We start from the raw sequence: 17,291 nt of genomic DNA, 5'->3' as shown, positions 1-17,291 counted from the left end.
CGATCCAGTAGGGAAGATAGGCACTTGGCTCTTGGCCGCAGTCCTACTGTTGGCCGCATCGGCAACGCACGCGCAGGTGCAGCGCACCATCATCAATACCGGCTTCGAGCAACCGCCGCTTAACCCAGCAGGCGGATGCCTCAGATTTCTCGCCGATAGCGTCGTGCCCGGCTGGGTCACTACGGAGCCCGTTAGAAGCGGTCTCAACACGACGGATTGTCAAGGCGTACCCATTGCGGGCGCGAGTGCCACCGGCCGTCCCCTCGAGCTCTGGGCAGGCGGGTTCGCAGGCATTCCTCCCCGTGCGGGGACTACCTTTGTCGAGTTGAATGCCTTCAATGCGGCACGCTTGCGCCAGGATGTCTGCCTACTCAATGGCGAGACCGTGGACTGGAATGCGAGTCATCGGGGTCGCAGCGGCACAGACGTCATGGAATTCAAGATCGGCGCCATCCCCATTGCGCGGATGGCGACAGCGAATGACGGCAGTTCCAGTTCGATCACGCCTTTCTTGGGGACGGCGGATACGCCGATTCAGGCGGGCAATGGGTGGGTCGACTACGGCGGTGTATTCAGCTACACCGGGGCTACCGGCACGGTGGATCTGGGCTTTGAAGCAATCAGCGCAGCCGGGGGCGTCACCCAAGGCAACTTTCTCGACAATATCCGCGTCAACCTGCGCCCGTTCGTCGAATTCGCACAGGCTGCGTACACGCAGAACGAAACATCCCCGCTCGGCAACCGTCCCCGGTTGCTGGTAGCGGGCACGGTCCCGGCAGGCGGCATGACCGTGACGGTGACCATTACCGGCGGCACCGCGACGTTGGGGCTCGACTACACCACCGCCTCGGGCACGACCGATGTCTCCGTGTTCATTCCGGAAGGTGTGTACGACAGCAGCTCGTTCCCGTTGCCGATCACCATCCTAGACGATGGTCCCGGCGACCCGGGCGAAACCATCACCTTCAACATCGCCGATACCGCCGGCACCGGCGCGCCCTACAACCTGGCGTCCTTGCAGACCTGCGGCGGCGCGCCGCTGGCGAACACGACCAGCACGATCAGCGAAGACCCCGATCCGCTGCCACGCATCCAGCTGACCAAGGCGCTGTCGGCCAACCGGCTCAGCGTCAATGACCAGTTCGTGCTGCGCATCATCGGCACCAACGGCCGGCAGACCACGACGACGGGTACGGGCAGTGCCGTGGGCAACGGCACCATCACGGTGGGGCCAGCGGCCGTGGGCTCGGTCTACACCTTGTCGGAAGTGATGTCGGCCGGGAGCAGCTCGCCGCTGTCGTCCTATTCGCCCGCGATTTCGTGCACCAACGCCACGCCCAACTCCGCCACGGTGCTCCCCAGCGGCAGCGGCAGCAGTTTCACCCTGACGGTGACCCAGACCGACAACATCAGTTGCGTCTTCACCAACGAGGTCACCAGCGCGCCGGCCTTCATTGAGGTGGTTAAGACCGTCACCAGCGGCCAGCTCTACGACAGCGTCGGTGACATCGCCACCTACAGCTATGTCGTCACGAATATTGGTGCCGTGGCCGTCGATACACTGACGGTTACCGACAACAGGATTGCCGCGATTAATTGTGGTGGGGTGACCACGTTGGCTCCAGGAGCCAGTGTCACGTGCTCCGGCAGCTATACGGTTACGCAGGCCGACATCGACGATGTGCTGGTCACCAATATCGCGACCGCACAGGCCCGCAGCACGACGACGGGCCAGTTTGCAATCGATACCGATGATGCGGTGATCAATCGTGCGTTCCCGGCCCTGACGGCGGACAAGCGGACTACGGCGACGAACTACACGTCGGTCGGGCAAGTCATTCCCTACACGTATGTCATCACCAACACCGGCAACACGGTGATCGATGCGTTGACGGTGACCGACAACCGCATCGCGGTGGTGAACTGCCCGGTGACCACCTTGGCGGTGGGCGCGAGCACGACGTGCATGGGCAATTACGCCATCACCCAGGCGGACATCGATGCGGGCACGCTGACCAACGTCATGACGGCGACGGGCACGCCGCCTGCCGGCACGCTGGGGGTGATCACGGACTCGGTGACCCTCACCGGACCCACTGCCACTCCGGCGCTGACGCTGGACAAGACGGCCGTGTCGGGCAATCCGTACGACGGCGCTGGCGATGTCGTCAACTACCAATACCTGGTGACCAACACCGGCAACGTCTCCATCAGCGCGTTGATCGTCAGCGACGACCGGGTCGCCACGGTGACCTGCCCGGTGACGACATTGGCCCCCAGTGCCAGTACCACGTGCACCGGCAGCTACACCATCACGCAGGCCGACCTGGATGCGGGCGCGGTGACCAATCTCGCGAATGCGACCGGCACGCCGGCCCGTGGCACGCTGACGCCAGCGACGGACAATGTGACGGTGACGGCCACCGCGACCCCGGCGCTGACCTTGGACAAGACGGCGGTTTCGGGCAATCCGTACACAGCGGTCGGCAACGTCGTCAATTACGAATACCTCGTCACCAACACCGGCAATGTGACGATCAATGGGTTGACCGTGGGCGACAACAGGATCGCCACGGTGACCTGTCCGGTGACGACATTGGCTCCGGGAATCAGCACCACGTGCACCGGCAGCTACACGATCACCCAGGCCGACCTGGATGCCGGGTCGGTGACCAACAACGCGACCGCCACCGGCACGCCGACCCAGGGCACGCTGACACCGGCGACCGACACCGCCACGGTGACGGCCACCGCGACCCCGACGTTGACGCTGGACAAGACGGCCGTGTCGGGCAATCCGTACGACGGCGTGGGCGATGTCGTCAGTTACCAGTACGAGGTGACCAACACCGGCAATGTCACCATCAATGCGTTGAGCGTGAGCGACGACCGGATCGCCACGGTGACCTGTCCGGTGACGACCCTGGCCCCCGGGATCAGCACCACGTGCAGCGGCAGTTACACCATTACCCAGGCCGACCTGGATGCTGGGTCGGTGACCAACAACGCGAGCGCAACCGGCACGCCCACCCAGGGCACGCTGATCCCGGCGACCGACAATGCGACGGTGACCGCTGCCGCGGCCCCGATGCTGACGCTGGACAAGTCGGTGGTGTCGGGCAATCCGTACGACGCGGTGGGTGATGTCGCCAGTTACCAATATGTGGTGACCAACACCGGCAACGTGACCATCAGCGCGTTGAGTGTCGCCGATGACAGGATCGCCACAGTGAGCTGTCCGCTGACGACCTTGGCCCCGGGCGCGAGCACCACGTGCACCGGCAGCTACACGATCACCCAGGCCGACCTGGATGCCGGGTCGGTGATCAACAATGCAAGCGCGACCGGCACGCCGGCCAGTGGCGTGCTGACCCCTGCGACCGACAGCGCGACGGTAACCTCCTCGGCGACCCCGGCGTTGACGCTGGACAAGACGGCGGTCGCGGGCGATCCGTACGACGCCGTGGGTGATGTCGTCAGCTACGAATACCTCGTCACCAATCCCAGCAACATCACGATCAACGCCTTGACCGTTACCGACGACAAGATCGCCACGGTGACCTGTCCGGTGACGACGCTGACGCCCGGAGCCAGCACCACGTGCATCGGCAGCTACACGATCACCCAGGCCGACTTGGATGCCGGATCGGTGATCAACAACGCAACCGCGAGCGGCACGCCGGCCAGCGGCGTGCTGGTGCCGGGCACGGACCGCGAGAGCGTGAACGCTACCCAGTCGCCTGTGCTGACGTTGGACAAGACGGCGGTGTCGGGCGATCCATTCGATGCGGTGGGCGATGTCGTCAACTACGAGTACCTCGTCACCAACACCGGCAACCTGACCATCACCGGGTTGAGCGTCACCGATGACCGGATCGCCACGGTGACCTGCCCGGTCACGACGCTGGCGCCGGGCGCCAGCACCACGTGCACCGGCAGCTACACCATCACCCAGGCCGACCTGGATGCCGGCGCGGTGACCAACATCGCCACCGCCAACGCAGATCAGTCGATCGTGCCACCCACCGACACGGAGACGGTCGCGGCGGTGGCGGCCCCGGCGCTGACGCTGGACAAGACGGCGGTGTCGGGCGCTCCGTTCGATGCGGTGGGCGATGCCGTCAATTACCAGTACCTCGTCACCAACACCGGCAACGTGACGATCAATGCGCTGACCGTCACCGACGACAGGATCGCCACGGTCACCTGCGCCGCGACGGCGCTGGCGCCGGGCGCGAACACCACCTGCTCGGGCACCTATTTCACGACGCAGGCCGACCTGGACGCCGGATCGGTGACCAACATTGCGACCGCGACCGGCACGCCGACACAAGGCACGCTGACACCGGCCACGGATACGGTGACCGTCAATGCCATCGCGACGCCAGCCCTGACCTTGGACAAGACGGTGGTCTCGGGCAATCCGTATGCCGCGGTGGGTGATGTCGTTGGTTACCAATACGTGGTGACCAACACCGGCAACGTGACGATCAGTGCACTGACCGTCACCGACGACAAGATCGCCACGGTGACCTGCCCGCTGACGACGTTGGCGCCACAAGCCAGCACAACATGCACCGGCAGTTACACGATCACCCAGGCCGACCTGGATGCCGGGTCGGTGACCAACAACGCGAGCGCGACCGGCACGCCGGCCAGCGGCACGCTGACGCCGGCCACGGACAGCGCGACGGTGACTGTGTTGGCGTCGGTGAGCTACGGCAAGACGGTCAGCACCGCCGGTCCGGTAGCGGTGGGTGATGCGATCACGTTTACCTTGTCGGTGACGGTGGCCTATGCCGCGACCACGCATGCGGTCACGCTGGTCGACACGCTGGGCCCGGGCCTTGACTTCGTGGCCGTGAACAGCGCCGGCGTGTTTACCTGCAATGATGCCAATCCACTGGTTTGCACATTGCCGGCCGGCACGGCACCGGGCACCTACACGGTGAGCTACACCGCCACGGTCAACACCAGCGCCACCGGCACGGTAACCAATACGGTGGTCGGCACGAGTGATCCGAACGACCCGCGTCCGCCGACCTGCGCCGGCACGTGCAACACCAGCACGCCGGTGGCGCCCCCGGCGGTGAGCTACAGCAAGACCGTCGACACGGCCGGCCCAGTGGGGACCGGCGATGTCCTCACCTTCATCCTGACCGCCACGGTGAGCAACTCGCAGACCACGGGCGTGGTGACCCTAACCGACACGCTGGGCCCGGGCCTGACCTTCGGGGAAGTGACCAACGCCGGCATCTACACCTGCAATGCGGCCAACCCGCTGGTATGCACGCTGCCTGCCGGCACGGCGCCAGGCACGTATGCATTGAGCTACACCGCCACGGTCAATGGCCAGGCGACAGGCTCGGTGACGAACGCCGTGGCCGGCGCCGGCACAGACAATCCGACCTGCGCCGGCACCTGCAGCACCGCCACGCCGGTGGCCGCGCCCGCGATCCACGTGGCCAAGTCGTCCGACCCCGATGCCGATACGGAAGTGCAGGTGGGCGAGACGATCACGTACACCCTGGCCGTGACGGTGAGCAATTCGGCGACCATCGCCGATGTGATCCTGGTCGACACCCCGGATCCAGGGCTGACGATTGGGGCACTGCCCAGCGGTTGCGTGATGAGCGGGGCGACCATCACCTGCACCTTGCCGGCGGGATCGCCGGTCGGTGTCCGTACCTTCGTGTACTCCGCCACGGTCAATGACCAAGCAGGTGCCACCGTCGGCAATGCCGTGACAGCGACTAGCACGGGCAGCGGCCAGTTACCTCCCATTTGCGACAGTTGTTCGACGCAGCACCAGGTCGCCGCTTCCGAATTGCGGCTGGTGAAAATCGCGGCCGTGCGCGAGGTCCGGATCGGTGATCTGGTGCGCTACACGCTGACCGTGGAAAACGTCGGCAACGGCACCCTGACCAATGGCAGCGTCGTGGACACGCCTCCGGCGGGCTTCACGTATGTCGAAGGTTCGTTGCTGGTGGTCGATGGCGACAACCAGGGCAGTGTGGAAGGCCAGCATCCGTTGCGTTTCACCGGCCTGGATATTGCCGCCGGTCAGAGCGCGACGTTGACCTATCTGATGCGCGTCGGCGCAGGCGTGCGTCCCGGCATGCACCAGAACCAGGCCCAGGCGTTCTCGCCGACGACGGGCGAGCCGATCTCCAACGTGGCGACCGCGCAGGTCGAACTGGTCGCCGATCCGCTGCTGGATGACAGCCTGATCATGGGCACGGTGTTCGATGACCGCGACGGCGACGGTTGGCAGGATCGTGCGGATCTGAGCGGTGTGCAGGTGCAAGGTGGGTTTGCGCCGAGTGCGTATATCGCGAACTCGACTACCGTCGACCGCGGCGCCGGTCCGCAACCCGAGCCCGATGCGAGTTCGCCGATGCTGCATGGCATCGACGTGGGTGCGATTAGCGCACGCCAATCCGACGCCGATCCGGAAGACGCGCATCAGGTGATCGTGCGCCAGCGTCTGAGCGCTCTGAGCTTCACCAACGACTTCGTGCTGACCAGTGCCGAGGGTGTCACTGTGCGGATGGATGCCGCTGGCACCACCACCGTCGAGAAACAAGCCGAAGCGGCCAAGGGCTTGAACGCCGCCGCGCCGACGGTGGAGCGGCGTGTCGCACAAGGCGAGGGCGGCTATGTCGTCGACTACATCATTGGCAACGCCGGCGTCGATGAACGCGGCATTCCCGGCGTACGCATCGCGTCAACGGAAGGGCTGCTGATCGAAACCGACCAGTTCGGTCGTTACCACCTGGCGGGCATGTCGGGCGGTCCATGGGAGCGTGGCCGTAACTTTATCCTGAAGGTGGACCCATCCACGCTGCCGAGCGGCGCCGAGTTCACTACCGACAATCCGCTGCTGCGCCGGATCACTCCAGGCCTGCCGGTGCGGTTCGACTGGGGCGTCAAGCTGCCGGCCGGAGTGATCGAAGGCGGCACCGAACAGATCGAGATGGCGCTGGGCGAGGTGTTCTTCGCTGCGGGCGGTGCCGAAGTGCAGCCGCAGCATCAGCCGGTGCTCGAGAAGATCGCGACGAAGGTACGCGAGTACCACGGCGGTGAGGTGGTCATCGATGCCAATGGCGACACCGAAGGCCTGGCGTTCGACCGCGCGAACGCCGTGAAGGCGGCATTGACCGACTTGCTGGATGCCGAGTCCCTCAAGGGCGTGGTCATCAGCGCCCGCGGCCATGTCGATGATCCGGAGTCGCTGGTGGTCGGATTGGACGAGGGCGGCACCGTACTGGGCACGGTGTTGTTCGACACCGACCAGTCGACGATCAAGCCCGAGTTCGAACCGCTGCTGGACAAGGTGGCGGCAGATCTGGAGCAGCGGGGTGGAGGTGCGGTCGTGATCGCCGGGCACACCGACGTGCGTGGTTCGTATGCCCACAACGCTGCACTGGGGATGCGCCGCGCGAAAGCGGTGTACGAGGCAATCGCCAAACGTCTGAGCCCGGGGGTGCGCGCCAAGGTGCGCGTGGAAACCGGGAACGATCCGGCAGCCCCGGTCAGCACGGAGCGCAAGCAGGGGGGGCAGGGATCATGAAGATGAAGTTGCTGGATTACACCCTGATCAGCCTGCTGGCGGGCATGGCCCCCCTGGCGGCAGCGCAGAACACGACCGGCACGCCGCAGGAGCAGCCGCCGGAACAGGAACAGCCCGAAGCCGCGGCCCCGACCGTGGACTGCACGGACGATACCTGCACCGACAAAAGCGGATTGCTGTTGCGCCTGCGCACGCGCAGCTACAGCAAGCCGGTCACGGAGGGCACGGGCAAGCAATCCTCGTCCGAAGCGCTGCAACCGGATCGCCGCGCGACAGTGGCGGTGGAACCACCGGGCAAGGCGACCGCGGTCGGCAAGTTCTCGATCGCATTGCCCAACGGCGGTGTGATCTGGGCCACCGAAGACCCGAACCTGGGGCAACCGGAATTGTCGGTGTCGGCGCCGTCTGTGGTGCCCTTCGACGGTGAACGCATCAGCAAACCGATCAGCTTCTTCGTGCGCGGCAACTACACCGCCTTCATCGAGCGCTACGAAATCAGCGTGTACAGGGCCAGCGACGGTGACCTGATCGAACCGATTGCCACCGTCCCGGTGGACGTGGCCGCGGTCGCACAAACCGATTGGAACGGCGAGCTTCCGGCGAAGTATCACTTCCGCGCCGGTGACGAGCTGGTCTATGTGCTGCGCGCCTATGACCGCAACGGCGTGTTCGACGAAACCCATCCGCACACGGTCCAGCTGGTGCGGCCGGAAGAAGCCGAGCGCAGCGGCCAATTGTTGCGCGACAGCACCGAAGGCAGCCTGGGTACCGCACTGACGCTGGAGCAGGCGCAGGATCAAAGCCTGCTGGATGGCGCCTTCGCCGAGAACGGGCTGCGCCAGCAGAACATTCCGATCTATGGCTCGCGCATTCGCATCCAGGGTCGCAACGTGCCGCAGAACGCGTCGCTGACCATCAACGGCGACAACTATCCGGTGGACCAGGAACGCAAGTTCGTCGCCGAGTACCTGGTGCCGGTGGGGCAGCACAGGTTCGACATCGGTGTCCGGCAAGGTAAGGGCGAACCGAAGGCCGGCACGCACCAGACCTTGGCCATCGATGTCACCGGTCGTTACTTCTTCGGCGTCGGCCTGGCCGATGTCACCATCGCGCAGAACGACATCAGCGGTGCCGTCCAACCGTTCGCGGTCGACAGCCGCTACCAGGATGACGTGATCAGCGACGGACGCCTGGCGTTCTACGGCAAGGCCAAGCTGCGCGGCAAATACCTGGTGACGGCACAAGCCGACACCACCGAGCGCGACCTGGAGCACCTGTTCGACGGGTTCTCCAAGGCGTATCCATACGACATCTTCCGGCGCCTGGATCCGGACCTGTACTACCCGGTCTACGGCGACGACTCCACCACCTATCGCGACGTCGACACGATGGGGCGGTTCTACCTGCGGGTGGACTGGGACAAGAACCAGGCGCTGTGGGGCAACTACGCCACCGGCATGACCGACACCGAGTACGCCCAGTACGTGCGTTCGCTGTACGGCGCGGCGTTGGGCTGGCGCTCGCGCGGCATCAACGCGTGGGGCGATCCGCGCTCCGAAGTCCGCGCCTTCGGCTCGGAGGCCGAAACCGCGCCGGGCCACAACGAGTTCATCGGCACCGGCGGCAGCCTGTACTACCTCAAGCACACCGACATCCTGCCCGGCTCGGATGCCGTGGTGCTGGAAGTGCGCGACCTGACCACGGGGCGGGTCGAGAACCGCATACCGCTGCAGCGCGGCGCTGATTATGAAATCGACGAACTGCAGGGCCGCATCCTGCTGACCCGCTCCCTGGCGCAGGTCACCCGCGAAAACAGTCCTACCCTGACCCGCGATGCACCACTGGACGGTTTTGAACAGCGGTTGGTGGTGGACTACGAGTGGCTGCCGTCGGATTTCGATGCCGACAACATGACCGCCGGCGTCCGCGCCAAACACTGGTTCGGTGACCACGTCGGCGTGGGCGTGACCTATGTCGACGAAAACCGCGCTGGCGAGGACTACACCATCGCCGGTGGCGACCTGACCCTTCAGGCAGGCAAGGGCACCTACCTCAAGGCCGAATACGTCCAGACCGAATCGTTCACCTCGCCGGTGTTCTTCTCGGACAACGGCGGTTTCAGCTTCGCGCAGATCAATGCCGAAGGGCCGCGCGAAGGCGAGGCCAAGTCGCTGGAAGCGCGCGCCAACTTCAAGGAACTGGGCTGGACGGAGGAGGACTGGGCCGCCGGTGCGTGGTGGCGCAACACCGGTGCGGGTTATTCGATGAGTCGCTATTCCACGGGCCTTCCGGTCACCGAATACGGTGCGGAAATCCTGGGACATTTCACGCCCAATCTTGGTGCGTATGCCCGCTACAGCCACGCCGAGAGCGGCGCCAATACGCTGATCCAGGCACAGGGAACGCTGGAATGGCGGATCGACGACTTCAATACGCTGAGCGGTGAAATCCGCCGGGTCGAGCAGACCATTGTGGCGACGGACGCCGCCGGCCTGCTGGGCGCACTAAAATACATGCATCACTTCGGCACCGCGCTGGAGCTGTACGGCCTGGCGCAGTTCACGCTGGACGACGACGATGGTCGCTACGCCGACAACGACGCCTTCGCCGTGGGTGGCAAGTACCTGTTCGGCAGCCAGTCCTCGGTGGGCGCCGAAGTCAGCACCGGCGATCGTGGCGACGCGGCCACGCTCAACGCGGAATACCGGCTGAGTCCGGAACATACCGCTTACGGCCGCTACACCTATTCGACCGACACCACTCAGTACGAGTCGCTGTTCAATCCTAACCGGCAGAATGGCTGGACCCTCGGGCAGCGCTGGCGCCTGTCCAACCAGGTGAACATGTTCAACGAAAGCCAGTTCCTGAAGGAGCCGAACCAGTCAGGGCTGGCCCACACCTTCGGCATGGATTTCTATCCGGCGCAGGGATGGAACCTGGGCTTCACGTTGCAGGATGGCGAGTTGACCAACAGCATCGGTGGCAATGTCGATCGACGCGCGGTAAGCGTCAGCGGCGGGCACACGTCGTCAGAGACCGACTGGCAGAGCAAGTTGGAATGGCGTGAGGACAGTGGCGCCGAGCGGCGCGAACAGTGGGTCACCACCAATCGCCTGACCCACAAGATCAACGAGAGCTGGCGCATCGCGGCACGCTTCAACTATTCCAGGACCACGGACGACCTGGATTCGTTGGCCGGCGCGAAGTTCATCGAAGGCAACGTCGGCTTCGCCTGGCGTCCGTGGAACAGCACGCGCTGGGGCCTATTTGGTCGTTACACCTACCTGTACGACCTGGCCACGCTGGGGCAGTCGGGCGGTGCGCAATACGACCAGAAGTCGCAGATCCTCTCGTTCGAAGGCGTCTACAAGCACAACCAGCATTGGGAGTACGCCGCCAAGCTGGCGCGCCGCGAAGGCGAGGTCCGCTTCGGTCGTGGCGTCGGGGACTGGGCCGACTCGGCCACGACGTTCGGTGCCGCGCAGGTGCGCTACGAACTGCGCACCCAATGGCACGCGCTGGCCGAATACCGTTGGCTGGATGTCGATCAGGGCGGCAGCAAGCAGGGCTTCTTGGTGGGACTGGACCGCGACATCAACAAGCACTTCCGCATCGGCGCCGGTTACAACTTCACCGACTTCAGCGACGACCTGACCGATTTCGATTACGACCACCGCGGCTGGTTCATCAATCTGGTCGGTAGTTACTGAAGCAAGAATACGAAACATGACCTGGAGTTACGAGCATTTCATTCGCACTGACATCACCGAGGTAGATCTCCTCAGCTCGGTTTAGCGTCGAACGGGAAATCGCACGCGATGGTTCACGCGAGCAATGCTCGGGATTCCAAGTCAATTGGACGCCGCGCCAACCTGATGCACTTCAACCCGCTTACAGGCTTGCCTAGCTTGGCCTTGCGCCTTGTCCGCAGACACGGAAACTACTTCAGCAATCAGTGCGGATACTAGCGGGTGTCCACGAAATCCTGGTAGCTCCACCTCCCTGGGCGCAGGAGCAGTGCCAAGCCTATCGAGCAGCCGACCCGAATCTGCAAATGCAGTTCATACTCCATCTGGCTGCACCGCCAAAATGCATACGTTGGCATCAACTGCAACAGCGAGTCACTGGTGCAAGTCCAGGCAGGTGACCTCTCGGGCAGGAAGGCAAGGATCGTAAAGAAGAGTGAAGGGGAAACCTGCAACTGCTTCAAGATGATTGCCGACAATTGCAGAACGATCTACGTACCTGCCGGTGAGAAAAATACCTTCAGGCTCATCGACGCGTATTTCCATGGAATGCTCTTCGTCATACCCGAAAGAAAACGATGAGGTCACTCCGTTAGCCGACCACGCCTGCGTTCCAGCCGGTCCACCTGCTCGGTCCAAAGCAAAGCCGGGTTGATTGCCAAGTCGTTGACGGACGTGCCGCTGGGTAGTGTGTCGTCCAAGATGGCCTCCACCAGCGGTGGGGCCAGCATGGTTAAATTCAACAACCTCGCGATGTAGCTGAAGTCGACCTTCTCGCGCGCTGCGATTTCGTTGATCGACGTTACCTCCCCGGACTGCAGCATCTGCTGCCAACGTTCGGCTCGCCCGAGCGCGCGCTGCAGGGCCGTGGGGCGTGTATCCCAAGGGCGCTGTGCGCCCTCAGGGCTCGGGATCTGGACTAGTTTGCGATAGCCGCGCTTCACGATTCGCAAGGGAATGTCGAACGTCATCGAGCCGTCGCTGCCGGCGACGACGTCCACCGTGAACTTGGAGCGGCTCAAGCGGCCTGCTCCCCGTTGCTCGCCAGTAGCTCCGTAGTCAGGCTGGCTAAGCCCAACGGCCGCAGCCGCAGTTCCGCCCGTCGATCATGGACGACAACGCGCTCGATGAGCAGTTGCAGCATCCGGGCCTGTTCGTCGGCGAGCAGGTACTGCCAGATCTCATCCAGACGCAGCATGGCGACCGTCACCTGCGCTTCGTCCAAGGTGCCGTCTAGTTCCAGCGCTTGCGGGATCACCGCCGCGATCATTTCGGGAGCGCGCAGGACGTGCCGCAGTTGCTCGATGACAGCGGCCTCCAGTTCGCCGGCCGACACGCGGGGTAGCTTGACCGCGCCCGCCCCCTCATGCAGCGCGCGCGTGTGGACGTAGTAGCGGTACGTGCGGCCGCGCTTGGTCGTGTGCCACGGCGTCATCGCTCGGGCGTCCGACGCGAAGACCAGCCCGCGCAATGGGAACGGAACCTGCGACCGACCCGGCAAAGTCCGAGTCCGTTCGGGCGAGGCGATGGCTGCCTGTGCTCGTTCCCACAGCGCGGTGTCGATGATGGGCGCGTGCGCGTTAGGGAACCATTGCTCCCCGTGTCGCAACTCGCCGAGATAGGTTCGGTTGCCCAGCATCTTATAGATGAGTGACTTGTCAATAGGCTTGCCGACGATCTGGCGATCCTTTCGTGTGGTCCAGCATTTGGATGTCGCACCCAGCACCTTCAACTCCTGAACCAACTGCGCAGTCGACGCGTCGGAGGCGACCCGTTCGAAGATATGGCGCACGATGGCAGCCTCCGTGTCGTTGATGGCTAAGCGCCGGTCCTTCAGGTCGTAGCCTAGCGGCGGTACGCCGTGCATCCACAAGCCCTTCTTCTTGCTGGCGATCATCTTGTCGCGCGCGCGGTCAGCGTCCAACTCGCGGTCGAACTCGGCGAAAGACAGCAGAATGTTCAGCATCAACCGACCCATCGAGTCCGTCGTATTGAATTGCTGAGTCACCGAAACGAACTCTACGTTGTGCGCGGCCAGCACATCCCATAGTTCGTGGAAGTCCCGCAGGCTACGCGAGAGGCGGTCAATCTTGTAGGTCACAATGATGTCGATCCGGCCGGCGCGCACGTCATCCAGAAGTCGCTGCAGCGCCGGCCGGTTCAAGGTGGCTGCGGAGTAGCCCGGATCATCGTAGTCGTCGCCGACCGGGATCCAGCCCTCGCCCTTACGACTGGCGATAAACGCTTGCCCGGCGTCGCGCTGGGCGTCGATGGTGTTGTACTCGCGTTCCAGCCCCTCTTCGGTGGACTTGCGCGTATAGACCGCGCAGCGCAGGCGACGCGGTGTGGCCGTCGTGTTCATCGCATACCCTCCTTGCGCTTGCTGCCGGTGGGAAGCCCAAAGAACCTCGGTCCCGACCACTGCGTTCCGGTGATGCGTTTGGCAATGGCCGACAAGCTGCTGAATAGCTGGCCGCGGTAATCGAAGTCGCCATCCGCAGTCACCGTGACCTGATGATCTTCGCCGTCGAAGTGGCGAACCAGAATGGAGCCGGGCATCAGCTTGCCGTTGCGGACGCGGGGTGGCAGCGTGCCCTGTTCAACGAAGGCCGCCACTCGCTGGCGGTTCTCCTCCAGCATCGGACCGTGCGTCTTGTTCCATTCCAGTTCTTGCAGCCGGTACGCGATTCGCCGCTCAAGGAAACGCCGATGGGTCAGCGGCGGATCATGGTCGAACAGCGCGCGCCACTCGGCGTTGAGCATCTTCAGGGGCATCTTCGGCAGTGCCGCGATGCGGGCCAGTACCGCGGTGGGCAAGGTGGGCGGGGTGGTTTTCATCGTGCCTTTGGACTCGGCTGAGAGGGGGGTGCATGGACGCTTCCGGTGGGCCGAATAGCAACCCCTGTACCGGTCCAATGGTCGTTTAACCGCTCACCACGACGGCAACGTACCAATGCAATTGCGATCAACCCCGCGATCTGTGTTCGGCGGTCATCGGGCGTAGGCCGCGCGCTGAGGCTGCGCTGGTTCGAGGCCGGAGTCATGGCTTGCTGCCCGCCGCGTGGGAGACCTGCTGCTCATAGCGAAGCACGTCGACCACCCGATAGCGGACACGTCCACCCAGCTTGGTGTATGCGGGGCCGTCGCCTCGGGAGCGCCATTTGCGCAGCGTGCTGGCGGCAAGTTGCCAGCGCTCGGCGAGTGCCGCCTCGTTGAAGTAGGCCGGCGGGTCGGCGGGGGTCAGGTCACCCTGTGTCATGCGAATCTCCCAAGAGGAACATCCGCGACACATTAGGTACGCGCCGGCACAGCGCCAGCGCGCGTTGCAGCTAATCAGAGCTAAACGCAGCTAGTGCGAACTAAACGGAGCTAGGCGCAGGTCAGCTGCCTGCGGTGATTACGTCCGCCTGGAGCTCGGCCCGAATCAGGTAGCCCTGACGCTCTAGCCAGCGGGCCACCCACCCCGCGGCGGCAGCTTCGGTTCGGAACGGACGATCGATGTGCAAGGCGCGCGCCTGGTGGCGTCGAATCGTCGCGGTACAACCGCAATGGCTGGGGCCAATCGTTGCCAGCCACATCTCGGGTGCCAAGTCCGGAACGGCGACGCAATGGCGGGCGCGGCCGAGGCCTTCCACCTCCCAGTGAAAGCCTGCGGGCAACGGGGTCTGCGAGATCGAAGTCGGTTCCATGGAGGGGACGCTAAGCCGCGCCCGTCGCATAGGCCGAGACGTGTAAACCAATGGCTTCCGCCAGCGTTCTCGTCCGGCGCCGCCAGGACGTGGTGGGCCTTGGCCGGTTCGTTAACGGGTGTCATCGTAGAATGGCAACCCGACTGCCACGGCGTGCCCGGTCGCGCTTTTAGTCAAAGAACTCGCACTATGGAATGTAATACGTACAGGGGGGAATCCGGTGAATTTAAGCAACGAACAACGCTTGATTGTGGCAATGCTGGCGAGTATTCAGCAAAAGCTGGCAGTAACGGAAGACGATGATGCGGTAAATCCGGCCTTTATCATGGAAGCGATTCGACAGAACCAGCAGTGGGCGATTCCAAATAAGTACATAGGCCTATTCGCACTTGAGCCATCGCCACCCCAGGTGACGCGCGTTTATGCCTACCTGGGAATGTGGGAACACCTCGAAAGCGCCTATGACGAGCTATCGGCCAAAGATAAGAAGCGCGTGGCGGCGGCCCTTGGGCTCGGGAAAAGTCCATTGAGGATGCCGGGATTCGACGCGAAAACGGAATGGGAGTTCTTGGCGACAGCCCGCTTCATCCTGCAGCACATGTGCATGTTCGCCCGCTTCTTAGGACGTGGCCCGCTGATAGCGAGCCGACCGATGCTGGAGACGTATGAGGCGACCTACGAAATGTACCGGTTGGAGATGCTGGAGGTGACGAGCCACCATCTATCGGCGGATCAGCTACTGCATATATTCAAGGTCGCCGATTGATTAAGTCGAAGAGAGACCGAGGCCGATGCTCCGGTCTCTCTTGGGGCATTAGCCTTCTTGCGCAATGGTCACCAGCTTACGCGCTTTGATCTTGCCGATATTGCGAATCGAAGCGAGCTTCAACAGGAACGTAGCGCGCGGGCGACCATTACCCGATTCCCACCGGTAGATGGACATGGGCGAGGCGTCGATGAGGAGTCCAAATTCCTGTGCGGTCAGGCCCAGCCGCGTGCGCAGCGCGATCAGCGCATCCGCGGAGAAGGCCTCGGTGGCTTCCTCCAAGGATAGTTTCGCGGGAGCTGGCTCGCGCTTGGCGACTGCCTTCGTGGATCGCAGGTGCGCCCCGCGCTCGCGCTTAAGGGCAGCGATATCGTGACGGTACACGGCCAGGCGCTTGAGTAGCGGCGCGATGAGCACCCTGGCTTCTTTACGCGCGATGCGGGCTATGTCGTTCTTGAGCTGTGTTTGATTGGTCATGTCGAGTCCTTGCGGGGTTGGGAGTTTTGGGCGCTGCGGGTTGTTGATCATGGGGGTGGCCGGGGAGCATTGGGTTGGGCGACGACGTTCGGCCTTGGGATATCAATCCACATCGTCGCGAATCCAAACCAGGCCATCGCGGATGCCGATGAAGTCACTGAAGTCCTTGCGTTTGCTCACTTGCTTCAGGCTGCGCACATCGCCTTCGTACTCGGCATCATTGAGTGCGTCCGCGAATCGCTTGTGCGCAAAGTTTCGCTTGTGTGCCTTCTCGATGGAGGCCACGAACGCGCGCTGCTTTCCCCACAGGCGCATGACCCTGCCGTTGACGCGCAGCCACGATCTATCAGGCGCGAGTTCGAACCACAGCCCATTGCTGTGCGGTGACGAGGCGGATTGCGACAACACTTTGCGAGTCAAGACATTGCCGCGCAGGCACCGCTCGGTCAGTTCCTCGCGATCCAGCCACAGACCGCTCGCGTTGAGTTTGGCGACGCTTGCCAAAGGCACGACCGCGCGACCCGCGCCAACGATCTGCTCGCTGTGGACACGCGAAGTGGTCAGGACGATCACCCGGCGTGGCGAGACCTTACGGATCGCTGCGATGACCGCCGCGTAGTCCACGCTCCAGCCGCAGCGCAGAAGCACGACCGGCACGCTGCCGCGTGGAGCCTTCGCGTCGACCAGTCGCCAGAGGCGATCCTTCAACAGTTCCTCGGGCATCGCGGCGCCGCCGCCCATCTGCGCGTTCAACGCTTCCGGCAGCCATTGGTGCCGCAACTGCACCGACAGATACGGCGGACCGAGCCATTCGACATTGCCGCCGCAGTCCAGGCAGCGCAACAGGTGGTCGCCGGCTTCATAGACTTGGCGCGGCATCTGCTTTCCGCACTCGCGGCACCGAATTCTTCGGGTCCGCTTAGCCGCATGGAATGCCCCCAGCGCGGCGAGGTCGGGCATGAACTCCGCCCCCTTCGCAGGCACGACGGCATCGACCGGTTCGTCTTCGAACCAGGACAGGTAAGGTTTGAGCACGCAAA

Annotated in this window: 11 protein-coding genes; 3 read left to right on the top strand and 8 right to left on the bottom strand. The window is 63.8% G+C overall.

Annotation, left to right across the window (positions count from 1 at the left end):
• Positions 1 to 76 precede the first annotated feature (76 nt).
• Together ACKN61_RS24150 and ACKN61_RS24145 are read left to right on the top strand one after the other, a co-directional pair.
• Complete coding sequence (locus tag ACKN61_RS24150; protein ID WP_408951598.1) at positions 77 to 7,573, top strand: OmpA family protein; 7,497 nt, start codon at positions 77 to 79, stop codon at positions 7,571 to 7,573.
• Positions 7,570 to 11,283: a hypothetical protein gene (locus ACKN61_RS24145; RefSeq protein ID WP_408951597.1), complete on the top strand. Its 3,714-nt coding sequence runs from the start codon at positions 7,570 to 7,572 to the stop codon at positions 11,281 to 11,283. Before ACKN61_RS24150 ends, ACKN61_RS24145 begins: the two co-directional genes overlap by 4 nt.
• Positions 11,284 to 11,694: 411 nt before the next feature.
• Here the strand turns inward: ACKN61_RS24145 and ACKN61_RS24140 are convergent, their stop codons facing one another.
• The 6 genes from ACKN61_RS24140 to ACKN61_RS24115 form a co-directional block, all read right to left on the bottom strand.
• A complete protein-coding gene (locus ACKN61_RS24140) occupies positions 11,695 to 11,865 on the bottom strand; it encodes a hypothetical protein (RefSeq protein ID WP_408951596.1) in 171 nt (56 codons plus the stop codon).
• Between the two features lie 38 nt (positions 11,866 to 11,903).
• Positions 11,904 to 12,341: a LacI family transcriptional regulator gene (locus ACKN61_RS24135; protein ID WP_408951595.1), complete on the bottom strand. Its 438-nt coding sequence runs from the start codon at positions 12,339 to 12,341 to the stop codon at positions 11,904 to 11,906.
• Positions 12,338 to 13,681, bottom strand: coding sequence for a recombinase family protein (locus ACKN61_RS24130; RefSeq protein ID WP_408951594.1), 1,344 nt, complete (start codon positions 13,679 to 13,681; stop codon positions 12,338 to 12,340). The genes ACKN61_RS24135 and ACKN61_RS24130 overlap by 4 nt, the downstream gene beginning before the upstream one ends.
• Positions 13,678 to 14,157, bottom strand: a complete 480-nt coding sequence (locus tag ACKN61_RS24125; RefSeq protein WP_408951593.1) for a DUF2924 domain-containing protein — start codon at positions 14,155 to 14,157, stop codon at positions 13,678 to 13,680. The genes ACKN61_RS24130 and ACKN61_RS24125 overlap by 4 nt, the downstream gene beginning before the upstream one ends.
• Before the next feature lie 202 nt (positions 14,158 to 14,359).
• Complete coding sequence (locus ACKN61_RS24120) at positions 14,360 to 14,578, bottom strand: helix-turn-helix transcriptional regulator (RefSeq protein WP_408951592.1); 219 nt, start codon at positions 14,576 to 14,578, stop codon at positions 14,360 to 14,362.
• A gap of 121 nt (positions 14,579 to 14,699) precedes the next feature.
• Entirely contained in the window at positions 14,700 to 15,008 is a 309-nt protein-coding gene (locus ACKN61_RS24115; protein ID WP_408951591.1) for a hypothetical protein, read from the bottom strand.
• A 220-nt stretch (positions 15,009 to 15,228) separates the two neighbouring features.
• Between ACKN61_RS24115 and ACKN61_RS24110 the strand changes: the two genes are divergently transcribed.
• Positions 15,229 to 15,774: a YfbU family protein gene (locus tag ACKN61_RS24110; protein WP_408951590.1), complete on the top strand. Its 546-nt coding sequence runs from the start codon at positions 15,229 to 15,231 to the stop codon at positions 15,772 to 15,774.
• A 48-nt stretch (positions 15,775 to 15,822) separates the two neighbouring features.
• Here the strand turns inward: ACKN61_RS24110 and ACKN61_RS24105 are convergent, their stop codons facing one another.
• Both ACKN61_RS24105 and ACKN61_RS24100 read right to left on the bottom strand, forming a co-directional pair.
• Complete coding sequence (locus ACKN61_RS24105; protein ID WP_408951589.1) at positions 15,823 to 16,302, bottom strand: helix-turn-helix domain-containing protein; 480 nt, start codon at positions 16,300 to 16,302, stop codon at positions 15,823 to 15,825.
• Between the two features lie 51 nt (positions 16,303 to 16,353).
• Positions 16,354 to 17,286: a hypothetical protein gene (locus ACKN61_RS24100; protein WP_408951588.1), complete on the bottom strand. Its 933-nt coding sequence runs from the start codon at positions 17,284 to 17,286 to the stop codon at positions 16,354 to 16,356.
• Positions 17,287 to 17,291: the final 5 nt, after the last annotated feature.

The sequence above is a fragment of the Lysobacter sp. Hz25 genome, from assembly GCF_046097045.1.
GTDB lineage: Bacteria > Pseudomonadota > Gammaproteobacteria > Xanthomonadales > Xanthomonadaceae > Lysobacter > Lysobacter antibioticus_B.
Note: the sequence above shows the minus strand (reverse complement) of the source record. Positions and strands in the feature narration are given on the sequence as shown.